Source organism: Pseudomonadales bacterium, from assembly GCA_041395665.1.
Classification (GTDB): domain Bacteria; phylum Pseudomonadota; class Gammaproteobacteria; order Pseudomonadales; family UBA7239; genus UBA7239.
Genome location: JAWLAB010000003.1, coordinates 292,647 through 308,216, shown reverse-complemented (window position 1 = coordinate 308,216; position 15,570 = coordinate 292,647). Strand labels below are relative to the sequence as shown.

The following is a 15,570-nucleotide window of genomic DNA, read 5'->3' as shown; positions in this document are numbered from 1 at the left end:
CTGATATTTGTTGTTTTATTGTGATTTTTTCTAATTGGGTATCCACATGTTGTATTCCTTGCTGCGCCCGTTGTTGTTTCAATTGGATGCCGAGCGCGCGCACCATTTGACTTTGGATGCCTTAAAGATCGCACATCAAACAGGTTTGCTTGGTTTGTACGCGGGTAAGCCGGTAGAAGATATAACTAGCGTTTTCGGCATACAGTTTCCCAATCGCGTGGGCTTGGCGGCGGGCTTGGATAAAAATGCCGATTATGTCGATGCTTTGGGCGCGTTGGGTTTTGGTTTTGTCGAAGTGGGCACGGTGACGCCGCGACCGCAAGCGGGCAATCCGCAACCGCGTTTGTTTCGCGCTGTGGCGCAGCGCGGTATCGTCAATCGTATGGGCTTTAATAATTTGGGTGTCGAGCATTTGCTGCGCAATATTCAACAGCGCACTTATCGCGGTGTGTTGGGTGTGAATATCGGAAAAAATGCCACCACGCCCGTGGAAAATGCACTGGATGATTATTTGGCGTGTTTGAATGCGGTGTACGCCGATTGCGATTACATCACCGTCAATTTGTCATCGCCCAACACGCCAGGCCTGCGCGATTTGCAATTTGGTGAACCACTGCAAAGACTGCTAGAAGGTTTGAAAAATCGTCAGCAACAATTGCAAACACAATACGGCCGTTACAAGCCGCTGTTAGTGAAAATTGCGCCCGATCTCGCTGAGCAGGATGTGGTGAGCATCGCGCAGACTTTAGTGCAAACGCAGATTGATGGTGTGATCGCCACCAACACAACCGTCGATAAAACTGCATTGCAAGGCACTGTGTTGGCAAACGAAGTGGGCGGTTTGAGTGGCGCTCCTTTGTATGAAAAATCCACCGATATTTTGCGCCAGTTAGCGCGCGAGTTAGATGGAAAAATGTCCATCATCGGCGTGGGTGGTATTGAAAGCGCGGTGCAAGCCAAAGAAAAAATCGCAGCGGGCGCGTCTTTGGTGCAGTTGTATTCGGGGTTGATTTATCAAGGGCCCGCTTTAGTGAAAGCCTGTGCACAAGGAATCAAAACGACATGAAGCCTCTACAGTTCATTGCCACTTGCGCCCGCGCTCAAGAACCTTTGTTAACAGCGGAATTGGAAGCGTTATTTGCGCAGGATGTGGTGGCGGGCGATCGCATTGTCAGTTTTTCTGCCAGCCCAGAAGTGATTTATCGCGTGTTGCTCGGTACGCGCATTGCCAATCGCGTGCTGTGGCCGTTGTGCACTGTGCCTGCGAGTGATGGTGATGAAATGTATCACGGGTTGCGCGAGCACGATTGGTCATCAGTATTAAAACCCGAGCGCAGTTTTTGTATCGATTTTATCGGCGAGTCTGAAACGATTCGCAATACTATGTTTGGTGCTATGCGCGTGAAAGATGCGTTGGTCGATAGCGTGCGCGTGGGTGATCAGCGCCCGAATGTGGTGAAAGATTCGCCCGATATTCGTTTCAATGCCGTGCTGTTATCGAATGAAAAACAAACCGATCGCGTGCAAGTGGCGGTGGACTTAGGCAATGGTAGTTTGCACAAACGCGGCTATCGCCAGCAGGCAGGTGAAGCGCCGTTAAAAGAAACGGTTGCCGCTGGTATGTTGATGCGCACCGGTTGGCCTGAAATTGCAGCGGCAGGTGGAGCCTTGTTTGATCCGATGTGCGGCAGCGGTACTTTGTTGATTGAAGCGGCATTAATGGCGGGCAATATTGCACCGGGTGTGTATCGCGAGCAGTGGGGTTTTCGCTACTGCTCATGGCACGATGAATCATTATGGCAGACTTTATTGCGTGATGCAAAATCGCGTTTGTTAAACATCGGCGCGATTGAAATGCCTAAGTTGTTGGGCTGCGATATGTTGACGAGTGTGGTGAAAAAAGCGCGCGATAACATTGAACGCGCAGGGCTGTCTGAATGTATTGTTGTTGAAGCAGAACACTTGGCAGATAGCATGCCGCCGCGCGCAAAAACGGGTTTGTTGATCTGCAATCCACCGTACGGCGAACGCTTGGGTGATGCAGATGATTTGCCCGCGCTGTACGCCAAGTTGGGCGAAAAAATGAGCGAGATGCACGGCTGGCAAGCTGCGGTATTGACCAGTGAAAAGGCACTGGCACAAGCAATAGGGCTGCGCAGCCATCGCTCGTATCGTTTTGATAATGGCGCGATTGCCTGCCGCTTATATTTGTTTGATTTAAATGAAAAAAATCGTTTCCGCGCTTTGGATGCCGCACCAGTGAATCGCGATCAGGCAGTTGATGCAGAGTCGCTGTCAGATGCGGCGCGTATGCTGCACAACCGCTTGCAAAAAAATCTGCACAAATTGAAGCCTTGGTTACAGCAATCTGGCGAGAGTTGTTTTCGTTTATACGATGCCGATATGCCGGAATATGCTTTTGCGATTGATGTCTACACCAACGCAGACAACGGTGAACAGCATGTGCATTTGCAGGAATACGCACCACCGAAAACGGTAGAAGAATCGGCGGCAGCGCGTCGACGCGAAGAAACGCGCTTGGCGGTTTCTGCTGCTTTGAGTATTCCTTTGTCGCGCGTACACGGCAAAAAACGTGAGCGCCAACGCGGCGAGAGTAAGCAGTACGGAAGACAGGAAACGGAAACGCATCTGCGTTTTCCTGTGCGTGAAAACAACTTGCTGTTTCAAGTGGATATGCACAGCTATCTCGATACAGGATTATTTTTGGATACGCGCCCTGTGAGAAAATTGTTGGCAGAAAAAGCCAAAGGCAAAGATGTATTGAATTTGTTTTCTTATACCGCGAGTGCCACGGTGTATGCCGCGAAAGCGGGTGCACGCAGTTCTTTATCGATAGATATGTCGGCCACTTACACCGATTGGGCGCGTTTCAATTTTGCAGCCAATGGCATCGACAGTCGCAAGCATCAATTGCTGACAGCTGACTGTATGCAATGGCTGGAAGAAGCAGGCGAGCAGTTTGATTTGATCTATCTGGATCCGCCGACTTTTTCCAATTCTAAGCGTATGCGCGAAACACTGGATGTGCAGCGCGATCAAGTCAATTTAATTGGCTATGCCTTGGATTTGCTGTCGGAAAATGGCGAGTTGATTTTTGTGACTAATCACCAGCGTTTTAAATTAGAGAAAGATATCTTTATTGAACACGGTTGGCAGCCGGAAGATTGGACAGAAAAAACATTGGATGCTGATTTTCAGCGCAGCAAGAAAATTCACCAGTGCTGGCTATTCCGCCGCCGTTGAGTGGTGTTTATCCAATAAAGCCAGCGCATCATAAATCACGGCAATATCCGCGCCTTTGCGGTGGGCGTTTTCGCTGATGTAACGACGAAATTGGCGTGAGCCTGAGACTTCATGCCACAAGCCGAGCAAGTGGCGTGTGAGTGTGCTCAAAGAAACGCCGTTTTGGAATTGTTGTTCGCAATACTGCGCGTAGGCTTTTGTTGCTGCGATACGGTCCATTTTTTCATGCGCATCCGCAAAAATTTTCTCGTCAGCTTCCGCTAAAAAGAAAGTGTTATGCCACGCCGCACGCCCCATCATCACACCATCGACATGCAGTAAGTGTTGTTGCGCTTCTTCCAGTGTATGAATGCCGCCGTTGATGCTGATGTGCAAATGCGGTCGCAATTGTTTCAGGCGATAAACCCAATCGTATTTCAGTGGTGGAATTTCGCGATTTTCTTTCGGACTTAAACCGTGCAGCCATGCGTTGCGTGCATGCACGATGACGGTGTCGCAGGGGCTGTCGGTCGCGATATCGATAAACGCTAAAAAATCGTCAAAACTGTCTTGTTGATCAATGCCGGTTCTGCATTTCAGCGTCACAGGCGCGCTGCTACCTTCTGCCATGGCGCGCAAACAATCGCGCACAACTTCTGGTGTATTCATTAAACATGCGCCAAACGCGCCGTTTTGTACGCGATCACTGGGGCAACCGCAGTTGAGATTCAGCGCGTCGTAGTGGTATTGCATAGCAATCGCGCTGCTCTCTCGCAACTGTGCAGGGTTCGCGCCACCGAACTGCAAAATCACCGGATTTTCTTCGGTATTGCGTGATAAAAGATGATCGCGTTTTCCATGCAAAATTGCGTGCGCAGTAATCATTTCCGTGTACAGCGCAGTGTGCTTCGTGAGCAGACGAGCGAGATAACGGTAATGCTTGTCTGTCACATCGATCATAGGAGCGACAGCAAGGCGAGCGCGGTAATCGTTCATAAGCGCTGCGTTTGTATCAGTCTAAGTTGGCGGCGTTTTCTCCAGCGCGAAGCCACATGCCAGCGCCAAAAAGATTGCACGGCTAAATAACAAAATCCGCCAATCAATAAACCTAAGGTAAAGGAGCCCAACATAAACGGCTCCCAAATGCGTTCAAATAAATACCAAAAAGATTGCATGGTTTCGGTGATCGATTCTCCACCGTGCCAATCAAAATGCAGCAGTTGTTTGACGCTGTGCGTGTGTTCACTCGGCATTTCAATCAAACCAATTTTTATCGCTGTATAGGCCAGTGGTGGGATAGTAATGGGGTTGACGAGCCAAACCAGCGATACGGCAATGGGTAAATTAGCGCGCAGCCATACGGCGAGAAAAGCAGCCGTAATAGTGTGGCAGGGAAAAATCATCAGCGTGATGCTGGTAAAGAATGCGACAAAAAATGCGCGCGCTACGCTGTGTCGATTGAGATGCCAAAGGTTAGGGTCTTGAATATAGTGGCGCAGAGGGCCGAGTTTTTTACTGTGCCTTATTGCATCTGAGCGGTCAGCTAATTTTTGAAACCACTGCTTTGGCATATCCGTTATTGATGCTTTTGTGCGCGTTTGAATTGGCGTGTGTTCCATGCGCGAGCGACATGCCAGCGCCAAAAAAGTTGCACCACCAAATGCCCAGCTGCACCGAGTGCTGTGCCAATAATGACGGAGCCGAGTATCAATGGTCGCCATGCTTCTTTTAGCATGAGTAAAAAACCGGCTGCTTCATCTTTGAAACTTAATTCAGACCATTCCAAAGACAGTAGTGCTCCAAGATCAAAAGTCGTTTCAACGGGAATAAAAAAAGCGCCAATTTTTAATGCAAGATAGATGATGGGCGGTGAGGTGATTGGGTTGGTGATCCATACTAAGCCTACTGAAATGGGCAAGTTGGCACGAATCGCAATTGCAATGACGGCAGCGACAAACATTTGTCCTGGAAATAACAAAAAAGCAAAGCCAGCAAAGAGACCAGCAAAGAATGCGCGCGACACACTGTTTCTATTCAGATGCCAAAGATTTGGGTCGTGGATGTGACTCCCCAAGGCTGACAATTTGCCGCTAGACAGCAGTTTTTGTCCTTCAGTGGTAAATCGTTTGAATATTTTTCGTGCCATACAGTAATAACGGTAACGACAGGGACGACAAGTGCCGACCATTATCCATATATTGTGGGGGAGCGCTATCTCGTACTATTCAGCACCTTGTGCGGCTAACAGTTGGTGCGTTGCAGGGTGCTGTGGTTGGGTAAAGAGAGTGTGCGTTTCGCCGCTTTCCACAATACGACCTTGCTGCATGACAAGCACACGATCGGCAATGCGTTGCACGAGCCGTAAATCGTGCGTAATAAATAGCAGCGAGAGTGAGAGTTCTTGTTTGAGCTTCAGCAGCAGGGCGATGATTTGTGCCTGCGTAGAAACATCCAGCGCGGAAACAGCTTCATCGCAGACAATGAACTTGGGATTCAATGCAATGGCGCGCGCAATGCCGATGCGTTGTCGCTGCCCACCAGAAAATTCATGCGGAAAACGGTGCGTGCTGTCTTCTGGCAATTCCACGCGCTGCAATAATTCACGCACCGCTTGCTCACGCGTGGATTTGTTGCCTATGCCATGCACTTCAAACGGCTCCAACAAAATGCGCTCTATCGTGTGTCTTGGGTTGAGTGAATCATTGGTGTCTTGAAAGATGACTTGCCACTCGCGCCGCAACTGCTGCATTTGTTTTTTATCGTGAACATTGAGGCGTTGTTGTTGATAAAAAATATCACCAGAGTCTGCGGGATCAAGCATTAACAGTGCACGCCCCAGCGTACTTTTACCACAGCCTGATTCACCCACTAAAGCCACGATTTCTTTTTCGTAAAGCGTGAAGCTGATATTGTGCAATACAGTAATGGGTGATTTTTTGCGCGCCAGTAATGCTTGTGGTGGCCGAAAAGCTTTATGGAGATTTTTAGCTTCTAGCAGCAGTGTTGCTTCGATTCTTTTATCGTCGTGATTGTTTTTTGATTGTATGGGCTTTATCGCCGCCAACAAACTTTTTGTATAAGGGTGCTGCGGTGATGAAAACAGTGTGGCGGTATCCGCAAGTTCACACAGTTTCCCCTGCTGCAAAACAGCCACGCGCTGGCCCCAGTTTTTGACCAAAGCGAGATCATGCGTGATAAACAACACTGCCATCTGGTAGCGTTTTTGTAACTCGCTTAACAGAGACAGCAATTGTAATTGTGTGCTGGCATCTAAAGCGGTGCTCGGTTCATCAGCAATCAACAAGTCTGGTTTTCCCGCCAATGCCATAGCGATCATGACACGCTGACATTGCCCGCCCGACAGTTGATGCGGAAAACTTTTTAATCGCTGTTCTGCTTGTGTGATATTGACGGCTTGCAGTAGCGATAAAGATTGTTCACGAATGGCAGCAGCATCTAAATCTGGTGCGTGTAATTGGAAAACTTCGGCCAATTGCTCGCCAATCGTTTGCACAGGATTGAGCGCAGTAATAGGCTCCTGAAAAATCATGGCGATGCGTTTGCCGCGCAGGCGGTGTAATAGAGCAGGGTTGTTGTCGATGCGTTTGCCATCTAATTCAACGCTGCCGGAGAGAATATTGACGGCTGGTTTTGGCAATAAACCCATAATACTTTGCGCACAAAGGCTTTTGCCTGAGCCGGATTCGCCCACCAATGCGAGTGTTTCGCCGTGTGAGATCGTCAACGATATATCGCGCAACACGGTTTTTTCTTCGCTATCCGTGCGAACCGTGACAGTGAGATTTTTTAAGGCGAGCAGTGGTGCTTTCATCGTCAATGCCGCCACGAGGTATCGGTGATTGAGACAGGCGGAGACAGCGGTTCACCTGTGCGCTGCAACTGACGAATACGGTTTTTAGTGGGTAAATCTATCCAAAATGTACTGATGCCCATGGCATCCACCGCGCTATCGCTGCTGCGTGTGGCATAGCCTTTGGGTAAGTGTATCCAAGCCCAATACGCATCACGAAAATAAGGCACTTTGTAAGTAGGGATCAACGCGGCGCTGCCATAAATTTTTTGTTCAATTTGATGTGATAGCGTGATGCGTTTATTGCGATCCAATTCCTCGCGGTAGGCGTCGATCAGTTTGTCCATCTCAGGATCAGAAAAATTGGTGATGTTGTTAGGTTGCGGCTTGAAAGCATTGTCGGAGTGATAGAACTGGCGAAACTCAGGCGACAAACCGCCGCCGCTCCAGCCCAGTGATGCGATTTGATGATTTTTTTCTAATACTTGTTTGAAAAAAGCTGAGCTGTCTAAGAGTTGCAGTTGCAATTCAATGCCCGCTTTGCGCGCTTCTTCTTGCAGTATGACTAAACGATTGCTGTGCAGTGGGTTGCCATAGCTCAACACCAAAGATAGACGCTGACCGTTTTTGATACGGATGCCGTCTTGATCTAAGTTTGTCCAACCTGCTTGTTCCAACAGTGAAACGGCGCGCGCTATATCAAAACCGCGCGGTTTGATGTTTTTGTTGTCGTAATCACCGTAACCGACATTGTGCGTTTCCATGCGCGAATAATCGTTGTGCAAAACCGTTTTTATGACTTTGTCAAAATCCATGGCATAAGCAATGGCTTGGCGCACACGAATATCATCCAGCGGCGGCTTGGCCATATTGAGCCAGAGACCTTGCGCGGGCTGCACTACATCGTTGTAAAACCACAATTTATGCACAAAGCCTTTATCGAAAATTTCGCCTTTGGCTTTGTTATGCCAAAAATCTGGCAGTGTGAGTGAAAAACTATCCAACTCACCGCGCTGAAAATATTGCCATGCGATATTCGGATCACGAATCACTTTGACAATGATGTGATCGGGATTAAAACGATAGCGATAAAAACGCTTATTGTTTGCCCACCAGTTGGGAAGGCGATCAAACTGCACAAATTTTCCTTTGCGCACCTCTCCCATTTTGTAAGCGGCTGTCCCTGGTTCTGGTAGCCAGTTGTAACGGCGCACCCATTGATCGTCGAGTACATGAAAATGGCGCGGCACGGGGTTGATATTTACTTGTTCGAGTAATTCGTCATCCGGTTTAGCAACACCAGAAACCACGGCAATGGTGTGATCATCAAACTTAATAATGTCAGTGATTTGCGTGGTGAAATATTCGTTTTGAAACGGTGCGACAATGAATTTGGAACGCATGAACTCTAACAAATACACGAAATCGTCCGCTGTTACGGGTTTGTCATCTGACCAGCGCGCATCGGGATCCAACTTGAAATACACCGTTTTGTGGTCGCTGCCAAACGCCCAATGCGTGGCCAGTGCGGGAATGGTGTTGTGAGTGTTGGGGTGGCGATCCACCAAGTTCATGTTCAGCGCACGCGTATAACCGGCAAAACTGCCGTTGGAATCAGGCCCGACAACCCGCAGCGTCAGTGGAAAGCTCAACATGAATTCACGCAGCGTGCCGCCGCGTTGTGCAGCGGGGTCTGCAAATTCTGGATCGCTATCATTGGTATGCCAAACAAGATTTGTTGGCAGTGGTGTTTTAGAAATAGGATAGGGCGTTAATGTTTGTGCAATATCTTGTTTAACAACAGGCGCGAGTGTTTCTGTTTTTTTCTCGCAACCAATGAGTAGAGAAAAAACACAACACAGCACGATGAAAAAATAGCGCAGCATCATTCGTACACCGTGCGTTGTTTCGGGTCGAAGGCTTCACGCAGTGCTTCGCCTATCCAAGTGACCATCACTAATACGCTGACCATCGCAATAGTGACAGAGCCGACGATCCACTCGTTATCCAAACGCGACATGCCCTCGCGCAATAAATCACCCCAGCTGGGTGTCGGTGGCGGCAAACCAAAACCGAGATAATCCAGTGCCGTAAGTGCGGTGATGCCGCCTGTGATGGAAAAAGGCGCAAAAGTAATCAACAGTGAACGCGTATTGGGTAACAAATGTTGCGTGATGATGCGCCAATCCGACGCGCCAATCGCACGAGCCGCCAACACATAATTGCGCGCTTTTTCTTTGTAGCTGACGGTGCGCATATACCAAGTGATAGCGGTCCAATCAAAAAAAGCCATGATCAATAGCAGCATCCAAAAACCAGGCAGGGTGAGCGATGCAATAATCATGATGATGTACAGCGTCGGTACGGATGACCAAATTTCAATGATGCGTTGCATGATTAAATCAAACTTGCCGCCGTAAAAACCCATCGCAATGCCGATGATGGTGCCGATGGTGTAATTGCACAGCAGTAACAAAATACTAAAGGCAATGGAGAGACGAAAACCGTATAACAAACGTGCGGCGATATCGCGACCTGCGCCGTCGGTGCCGAGAAAATGTTTATCAGTGAAAGAAGGCGCAAGCGGTGGATACAAGCCTTCAACGGCGTGTGATTCCAACGGATTCCACGGAATTGGTGGCATCAATACCCAGTTATTGGTTTCTTTGTTTTGCGCAAATTGTTGTTGCAGGGCGCGGTAATCCGTTTCATGTGGATAGCCGAGATTAAAAGTGTTGCCAGAAAGAAACGCACCGTAAGTAGGAAAAAAATACTGATCGTTGTAGTGAACAATTAACGCGCGATTATTGGCGAGCAATTCTGCGCCGCAGCTCAAAACTATCATGGCGGCTAATAACAAAGCTGACCAATAGCCGCGTTTGAGTGAGCGAAAACGGCGCCACTGCTTTTGTGTTTGCGGGTGCAGCTTGAGCCAGCTCATTCAAACCTCACACGAGGATCAATCGCCGCCACACACAAATCCGACAAAATATTGCCGATCAAAAAAAGCAGTGAAGAAATCACAAGTAAACCCATGACGACAGGGTAATCGCGTTCCACTAGAGATTCGTAGCCGAGCAAACCCATGCCATCAATATTGAAAATAGTCTCTACCAAAAAAGAGCCAGAGAGAATGATGGAAATACCGTGACCAAACGAAGTGGCGAGTGGGATCAAACTATTACGCAATGCATGACGAAAAACGGCTTGGTGAAACGATAAGCCCTTGGCAACAGCGGTGCGCACATAATCACTCGCTAAGTTTTCCAGCAGACTGTTTTTCATCAACATAGTCATCACCGCAAAACTGCCGACCAAGTAAGTGGCAAGCGGCAATACTGCGTGCATAAAAATATCGTGCACTTGTTCTGTCCACGAGAGATCAGCGATGTCATCACTCGCAAAGCCACCTAGGGGAAAAATTTCCCAATGCGAGGCAAACAGCGTGATCAAAATAATACCGAGCACATAATTGGGAATTGCAAAGCCGAAGAAAACCAGTGCTGCGCTGATGTGATCAAAAGCAGAATTGTGGCGCAAGGCTTTGGCGATGCCGAGCGGAATACACGGCGTAGGTAATCAATAATGAAAGACCGCCGTAAAATAATGACAGCGGCATGCGCGAAATAATCGTGTCCCACACCGGTTCACCGTAACGCGTGGAGTAACCGAGATCCAAATGTACTACGCGCCACAGCCATTGCGCGTAGCTGACTAAAACAGGTTTGTCGAAACCGTAATACGCTTTTAATTCCGCTAATTGTTCTTCAGAGAGTGTGCCGCTGCTGCTGGCGCGGTCGTGAACAGCGTGTGCGCCACTGTCGCCGCCTGCGATTTGCGCGGCTGTCATCATTTTTTCGATAGGGCCGCCTGGTACAAAGCGCGTCAGCGTAAAAACAATCAGCGTGATGCCAAACAGGGTTGGAATCGTGAGCAATAAACGGCGCAGTAAATAGGCAATCATTGGCGCAACTGCCGCGCGCGCGTGGGTTTGAGATGCTCGTGACTGGCGCGAAACGGGTTGATGTCGAGTCCACCGCGCCGTGTAAAACGACCTTCCACGCTCAACAATTCCAGCGCGCAGTGCGTCCAGAGATCACAAAAAATGCGTTCGATACACTGTTCGTGAAAACCTTGGTGCAGACGAAAAGAGCAAAGGTATTGCAGCAAACTTTTTTCGCAGATGTTGGTGCCGCGATAGTGTATACGCACACTCGCCCAATCGGGTTGCCCAGTGACAGGACAATTGCTGCGCAATAAATGACTGATGACTGTTTGTTCTGTTTTATTTCCGTTGTCGCAAGACAATAATGCTGGCGTGATTTCATAGTGCGTGATGGAGGTTTCTGCATCGTCGAGACAGTGATCGAGCCAAGGGCGAATACTTAATTCTTCATCCATACCGGCAGAAAGGCATTGCACGCGCACCGTGCCGCCCACGATTGCACTCACATCTTTCTCAATTTTTTCGATCAATTCGCCGTGATTTTTTAGCGCAGTTTGATTAAAGCTGTTGAGATACAGCTTGAGTGATTTGGATTCGACGATGTTGGGCGTCTGTGCGCTGTAATCCAACAACAAACAGCCCACTTGGGGTTTGCCTTGGGTGTTGAGCCAAGACACTTCGTAGCCCGTCCAGCAATCTTCGCCGACAAAAGGCAGCGTTTTATCACTCGGCCAAAAGTCCCGTGCAGCGGAACGCGGTACGGCAACCAGTAGCGCAGGGTCGTATTGATCGCTGTACGCCGTTTGCTTGCCGAGATGTAATTGGCTGTAATCCACTGCAATGGTGCTTTAGATCCGCAAGCATTTTCATGTATTTAATAAGCGCAATGCGAAGAAGCCTGCTACACAGGAAAATACAAAAATCATACCCAATGAAAATGCAATGTTGACATCGGTAATACCCAGCATGCCGTAACGGAAGGCGTTTACCATGTAGATAATTGGGTTCATCAGCGACAGTGCTTTCCAAAACGGTGGCAGTAAATCGACGGAATAAAATACGCCACCAAGATAGGTGAGTGGTGTTAAAACAAAAGTGGGAATGATGGAAACATCATCAAAGTTTCTGGCATAGATGGCATTGATTAAACCTGCCAGTGAAAAAAGAATTGATGTCAGCAATACGGCACTAATCATGATGAACCAGTGTTGTACATGTAGTTGAGTGAAAAATAAGGACAATAAGGTAACAACAATCCCAACACAGATACCGCGCGCAACACCGCCTGCTACATAGCCTGCGAGTATTGCCCAATTTGGTACGGGAGCAATGAGTAGCTCCTCGATACTGCGCTGAAATTTAACACTAAAAAAAGAGGACACTACATTGCTGTAAGCATTGGTCAATACCGACATCATCACCAAGCCTGGAACAACAAACTGGATGTAGCTAAAGCCTTGCATTTCACCAATGCGCCCGCCAATCAATGTGCCAAAAATAACGAAATACAAACCCGTAGTAATAGCGGGTGGAAGCAATGTTTGCATCCAAATGCGCATAAAGCGACGCACTTCTTTGGTGAGGATGGTGTAAAAGGCAATCCAAGTTTCGCGCGAATTCATGCGGCATTCTCGTTCAATAATTTAACAAACAGCTCTTCCAGTCGATTGGCTTTGTTGCGCATACTGGTGATATGGATATTGTGTTCTGACAAACGCGCAAAAAGATTGTTGAGATCAGTGCCGCGTTTCACTTCAATTTCCAGCGCGTGCGGGTCTGTCTGTTTGATATGAAATTCTGGAATGCTGGGCAGAAAGTGCAGCGCATCTTTCAAATCCAACACAAAAGTTTCTTGATCCAATGTTTGAATCAAAGATTTCATGGAAGTGTTTTCAATGATATTGCCTTTGTTAATGATGGCGATATTGCGACAGAGATTTTCTGCTTCTTCTAAATAGTGCGTGGTGAGAATAATCGTAGTGCCGTTGGTGTTGATTTCGCGCAGGAACTCCCACATCGAGCGGCGCAGTTCAATATCTACACCTGCGGTGGGCTCATCAAGGATCAATAATTTCGGTTCGTGAATCAGCGCGCGTGCAATCATCAAGCGGCGCTTCATGCCGCCGGACAACATACGAGCGATGGCATCGCGCTTATCCCACAGGTCTAGTTTTTTCATGTAAAAATCAGCGCGCTCTCGTGCCAATTTAGTGGGCATGCCGTAGTAGCCGCCTTGTGTGCGAATGATGTCGCCAACTTTCTCAAACTGACTGAAATTAAATTCCTGCGACACCACGCCCAAACATTTGCGCGCCTGCGAAAAATGCGTATCGATGTTGTAATCAAACACCTGCACCGTGCCGGCTGTTTTGCGTACCAGTGAACACAGAATGCCGATCATGGTGGACTTGCCCGCGCCATTGGGGCCAAGCAGGGCGAAGAAATCGCCTTCTTGCACATCAAGGCTGACGCCTTTTAAGGCGGAGAAGCCGTTTTCGTAGGTTTTTTGCAGATTTTGGATGGAAACGGCACTGACCATTAGGAATCCGAGTGGGGGAGAGAAAGGGATACCTAATTATGCCAGACGCTTTTATGGTGTGGCAGCTTGCATTTGCAAGGTATTGCCCATATTTCATTGATACGCCATTGAAGCCAGCCCGCGCTTGCATGACTATTCGTGCTAATAATTTTAGGTAGATAAACTGCGTGCCACAGTTAATGAGTAAGACGAAAGTTTCTTTGTTGCTGCTAGCTGGCGGCCGCGGTGAGCGCATGGGCGGCAAAGACAAAGGGCTTTTGACGCTGCGTAGCAGCACTTTTATTGAGCGATTATTAAAAAGATTTTTGCCGCATTTTAATGAAACATTGATTTCTGCCAATCGCAATCTCGACGAATACCAACGCATTGCTGCGCTGTGGCGCGCAAGAGTGTTGGAAGATGAGAGCGATGATTTTGTAGGCCCACTCGCCGGTATTTTGCAAGGCTTAAAAGCCTCTTGCAGTGATTGGTTGTTGGTGTTGCCCTGTGATGCGCAAGCACTGCCCGATAATTTATTGGCGCGTTTTCATCAATGCAGCGAGCAAGCAGGCGTGCGTGCTGTATTTGCTTCGGCTTGCGGTTCTGATCAACCCGTGGTGTGTTTATTACAGCGTAATTTACTGCCGCAACTGGAAGCAGCTTTTGATGCCGGTGAACGCTCGGTGATACGCTGGTTGCAGAGTGTGAATGCCGCGCGCTGTGAATTTGGTGATGAACTTCCCGCTGCCGGTTGGAGCGTGAACGAGCCTGCGGATTTAGAGGCAGTCGCGCAACTGGTTTAACATTCAACCTTTGTTTTGATGCGCAGTACAGAGGTCAATATGCACGGTTGTGGCAGTGGAAAAAAAACGATCGCGTTGCAAGCTGCGCTCGATATTTACACCCAGCTTGCGCTGCTACCTAAAACTTCAAAATCTTTGCTGGATGCAGCGGGTGAAGTGTTGGCAGAACCTGCCTACGCCACTTGCGATCTCCCCGCGTTCACGCAGAGTGCGATGGATGGCTACGCCTTTCGCCATGCCGATACTTTGGGCGTGTTGACGCTAGTGGGCGAAGTGCCTGCCGGAGAAGTGTTTCCGCGCGCACTTGCAGCGGGTGAAGCTGTGCGTATCTTCACGGGGGCAGCGCTGCCAGAGGGCGCAGACACCGTGGCGCGACAAGAAATCGTGCATTTGGACGGACAAGTATTGCAGTTTGATGAGCCCACGCTCTTGGGCGTGGATGTACGCCATCGCGCTGAAGAAGTGTGCAGCGGGCAAGCGCTGTTGAGTGCGGGCTCACTCTCACCCCAGGACGCGTTGCTGCGCTGGCGATGGCAGGCGTCAATCAAGTGGTAGTGCACGCCAAGCCGCGCGTCGCTGTCATCATCACCGGTAATGAAGTCGCGCGACACGGTGAGCCGCTCAAGCCCGGCTTTATTCACGATGCCAACGGCCCCTTGGTCGCCAGTTGGTTGCAAGCGCAGGGCATCGCCTGCACACCGGTTTGGGTGAGCGATGATTTGGCTGCGTTGACAGATGCCATCGCGCAAGCTGCCAGCACTGCTGATCTCGTAATCACCACAGGTGGCGCTTCGGTCGGCAGTTACGATTATTTGCCGCAAGCGGCAGAAGCCGTGGGATTTCACTGCCAGTTTCACGGTGTAGCGCAGCGCCCGGGCAAGCCGGTGTGGTTCGGGCAGAAAGACAACTGTGTATTGCTCGCACTGCCTGGCAATCCCGCGGCTGTACTGATCGGGCTTTATGTGCACGCTGCGGCGATTTTGTCGCGCTTGCAGGGTGAGGCAAGCGCGCCGCTGTGGCAAAGGGCGCTTGGCAAAGCCGATGGAAGCGCATCCCTCGCTGGTGTTTTTGCGCCGTATGCGTCAGTACCAAGATGAGGAGGGCACGGTTTGGCTCGCGCCGCTGCCCAATCAAGCCTCGCATCAATTGAGCAATTTGGCAGAAGCCAATGCTTTGCTGTGGCTGCCCGCTGGTGTGGGCACAGTGGAAAGTGGGAAAATACTGTCATTCCTCGCGCTGGGTTGAATTC

The 15,570-nt window shown here is 49.2% G+C and carries 17 protein-coding genes; 6 read left to right on the top strand and 11 right to left on the bottom strand.

Annotated features, from left to right (window positions below):
• Positions 1–49: 49 nt before the first annotated feature.
• Complete coding sequence (locus R3E63_06160) at positions 50–1,066, top strand: quinone-dependent dihydroorotate dehydrogenase (protein MEZ5539528.1); 1,017 nt, start codon at positions 50–52, stop codon at positions 1,064–1,066.
• Positions 1,063–3,264: a bifunctional 23S rRNA (guanine(2069)-N(7))-methyltransferase RlmK/23S rRNA (guanine(2445)-N(2))-methyltransferase RlmL gene (gene rlmKL, locus R3E63_06155; protein ID MEZ5539527.1), complete on the top strand. Its 2,202-nt coding sequence runs from the start codon at positions 1,063–1,065 to the stop codon at positions 3,262–3,264. Before R3E63_06160 ends, rlmKL begins: the two co-directional genes overlap by 4 nt.
• Here rlmKL and dusA read toward each other — a convergent pair.
• The 11 genes from dusA to R3E63_06100 form a co-directional block, all read right to left on the bottom strand.
• Entirely contained in the window at positions 3,247–4,239 is a 993-nt protein-coding gene (gene dusA / locus R3E63_06150; protein ID MEZ5539526.1) for a tRNA dihydrouridine(20/20a) synthase DusA, read from the bottom strand. The two genes, rlmKL and dusA, sit on opposite strands and share 18 nt — an antisense overlap.
• Complete coding sequence (locus R3E63_06145; GenBank protein ID MEZ5539525.1) at positions 4,236–4,862, bottom strand: DUF2062 domain-containing protein; 627 nt, start codon at positions 4,860–4,862, stop codon at positions 4,236–4,238. The genes dusA and R3E63_06145 overlap by 4 nt, the downstream gene beginning before the upstream one ends.
• Entirely contained in the window at positions 4,820–5,389 is a 570-nt protein-coding gene (locus R3E63_06140; GenBank protein ID MEZ5539524.1) for a DUF2062 domain-containing protein, read from the bottom strand. The genes R3E63_06145 and R3E63_06140 overlap by 43 nt, the downstream gene beginning before the upstream one ends.
• 75 nt (positions 5,390–5,464) lie before the next feature.
• On the bottom strand, positions 5,465–7,075 hold the full coding sequence (locus tag R3E63_06135) for an ABC transporter ATP-binding protein (protein MEZ5539523.1): 1,611 nt from the start codon (positions 7,073–7,075) through the stop codon (positions 5,465–5,467).
• Positions 7,076–7,077: 2 nt separating this feature from the next.
• A complete protein-coding gene (locus R3E63_06130; GenBank protein ID MEZ5539522.1) occupies positions 7,078–8,943 on the bottom strand; it encodes an extracellular solute-binding protein in 1,866 nt (621 codons plus the stop codon).
• Positions 8,940–9,995, bottom strand: a complete 1,056-nt coding sequence (locus tag R3E63_06125; protein MEZ5539521.1) for an ABC transporter permease subunit — start codon at positions 9,993–9,995, stop codon at positions 8,940–8,942. The genes R3E63_06130 and R3E63_06125 overlap by 4 nt, the downstream gene beginning before the upstream one ends.
• A complete protein-coding gene (locus R3E63_06120; GenBank protein MEZ5539520.1) occupies positions 9,992–10,594 on the bottom strand; it encodes an ABC transporter permease subunit in 603 nt (200 codons plus the stop codon). Before R3E63_06120 ends, R3E63_06125 begins: the two co-directional genes overlap by 4 nt.
• A complete protein-coding gene (locus tag R3E63_06115; protein ID MEZ5539519.1) occupies positions 10,572–11,018 on the bottom strand; it encodes an ABC transporter permease in 447 nt (148 codons plus the stop codon). Before R3E63_06115 ends, R3E63_06120 begins: the two co-directional genes overlap by 23 nt.
• Complete coding sequence (gene queF, locus R3E63_06110; protein ID MEZ5539518.1) at positions 11,015–11,836, bottom strand: NADPH-dependent 7-cyano-7-deazaguanine reductase QueF; 822 nt, start codon at positions 11,834–11,836, stop codon at positions 11,015–11,017. The genes R3E63_06115 and queF overlap by 4 nt, the downstream gene beginning before the upstream one ends.
• 30 nt (positions 11,837–11,866) lie before the next feature.
• Positions 11,867–12,622 (bottom strand): ABC transporter permease, encoded by a 756-nt coding sequence (locus tag R3E63_06105; GenBank protein MEZ5539517.1) that lies wholly within the window; start codon positions 12,620–12,622, stop codon positions 11,867–11,869.
• Positions 12,619–13,539, bottom strand: coding sequence for an ABC transporter ATP-binding protein (locus R3E63_06100; protein ID MEZ5539516.1), 921 nt, complete (start codon positions 13,537–13,539; stop codon positions 12,619–12,621). Before R3E63_06100 ends, R3E63_06105 begins: the two co-directional genes overlap by 4 nt.
• 179 nt (positions 13,540–13,718) lie before the next feature.
• On the opposite strand from R3E63_06100, the gene mobA reads away from it, so the two are divergent.
• The 4 genes from mobA to R3E63_06080 are packed head-to-tail and all read left to right on the top strand — an operon-like array spanning position 13,719 to position 15,566.
• Positions 13,719–14,321 (top strand): molybdenum cofactor guanylyltransferase MobA, encoded by a 603-nt coding sequence (gene mobA / locus R3E63_06095; protein ID MEZ5539515.1) that lies wholly within the window; start codon positions 13,719–13,721, stop codon positions 14,319–14,321.
• Between the two features lie 18 nt (positions 14,322–14,339).
• Positions 14,340–14,876 (top strand): hypothetical protein, encoded by a 537-nt coding sequence (locus R3E63_06090; protein MEZ5539514.1) that lies wholly within the window; start codon positions 14,340–14,342, stop codon positions 14,874–14,876.
• The gene (locus tag R3E63_06085; GenBank protein MEZ5539513.1) at positions 14,852–15,418 is read left to right on the top strand and encodes a molybdopterin-binding protein; all 567 of its coding nucleotides are present in this window, start codon (positions 14,852–14,854) and stop codon (positions 15,416–15,418) included. Before R3E63_06090 ends, R3E63_06085 begins: the two co-directional genes overlap by 25 nt.
• A complete protein-coding gene (locus R3E63_06080; protein MEZ5539512.1) occupies positions 15,399–15,566 on the top strand; it encodes a hypothetical protein in 168 nt (55 codons plus the stop codon). The genes R3E63_06085 and R3E63_06080 overlap by 20 nt, the downstream gene beginning before the upstream one ends.
• Positions 15,567–15,570 lie beyond the last annotated feature (4 nt).

What these genes read in the sequence shown, in the direction of transcription:
- rlmKL (MEZ5539527.1), top strand. Translation starts at nt 1,063, where the DNA reads ATGAAGCCTCTACAGTTCATTGCCACTTGCGCCCGCGCTCAAGAACCT.
- dusA (MEZ5539526.1), bottom strand. Translation starts at nt 4,239, where the DNA reads ATGAACGATTACCGCGCTCGCCTTGCTGTCGCTCCTATGATCGATGTG.
- R3E63_06145 (MEZ5539525.1), bottom strand. Translation starts at nt 4,862, where the DNA reads ATGGAACACACGCCAATTCAAACGCGCACAAAAGCATCAATAACGGAT.
- R3E63_06140 (MEZ5539524.1), bottom strand. Translation starts at nt 5,389, where the DNA reads ATGGCACGAAAAATATTCAAACGATTTACCACTGAAGGACAAAAACTG.
- R3E63_06135 (MEZ5539523.1), bottom strand. Translation starts at nt 7,075, where the DNA reads ATGAAAGCACCACTGCTCGCCTTAAAAAATCTCACTGTCACGGTTCGC.
- R3E63_06130 (MEZ5539522.1), bottom strand. Translation starts at nt 8,943, where the DNA reads ATGATGCTGCGCTATTTTTTCATCGTGCTGTGTTGTGTTTTTTCTCTA.
- R3E63_06125 (MEZ5539521.1), bottom strand. Translation starts at nt 9,995, where the DNA reads ATGAGCTGGCTCAAGCTGCACCCGCAAACACAAAAGCAGTGGCGCCGT.
- R3E63_06115 (MEZ5539519.1), bottom strand. Translation starts at nt 11,018, where the DNA reads ATGATTGCCTATTTACTGCGCCGTTTATTGCTCACGATTCCAACCCTG.
- R3E63_06105 (MEZ5539517.1), bottom strand. Translation starts at nt 12,622, where the DNA reads ATGAATTCGCGCGAAACTTGGATTGCCTTTTACACCATCCTCACCAAA.
- R3E63_06100 (MEZ5539516.1), bottom strand. Translation starts at nt 13,539, where the DNA reads ATGGTCAGTGCCGTTTCCATCCAAAATCTGCAAAAAACCTACGAAAAC.
- mobA (MEZ5539515.1), top strand. Translation starts at nt 13,719, where the DNA reads ATGAGTAAGACGAAAGTTTCTTTGTTGCTGCTAGCTGGCGGCCGCGGT.
- R3E63_06090 (MEZ5539514.1), top strand. Translation starts at nt 14,340, where the DNA reads ATGCGCAGTACAGAGGTCAATATGCACGGTTGTGGCAGTGGAAAAAAA.
- R3E63_06085 (MEZ5539513.1), top strand. Translation starts at nt 14,852, where the DNA reads ATGGCAGGCGTCAATCAAGTGGTAGTGCACGCCAAGCCGCGCGTCGCT.
- R3E63_06080 (MEZ5539512.1), top strand. Translation starts at nt 15,399, where the DNA reads ATGCGTCAGTACCAAGATGAGGAGGGCACGGTTTGGCTCGCGCCGCTG.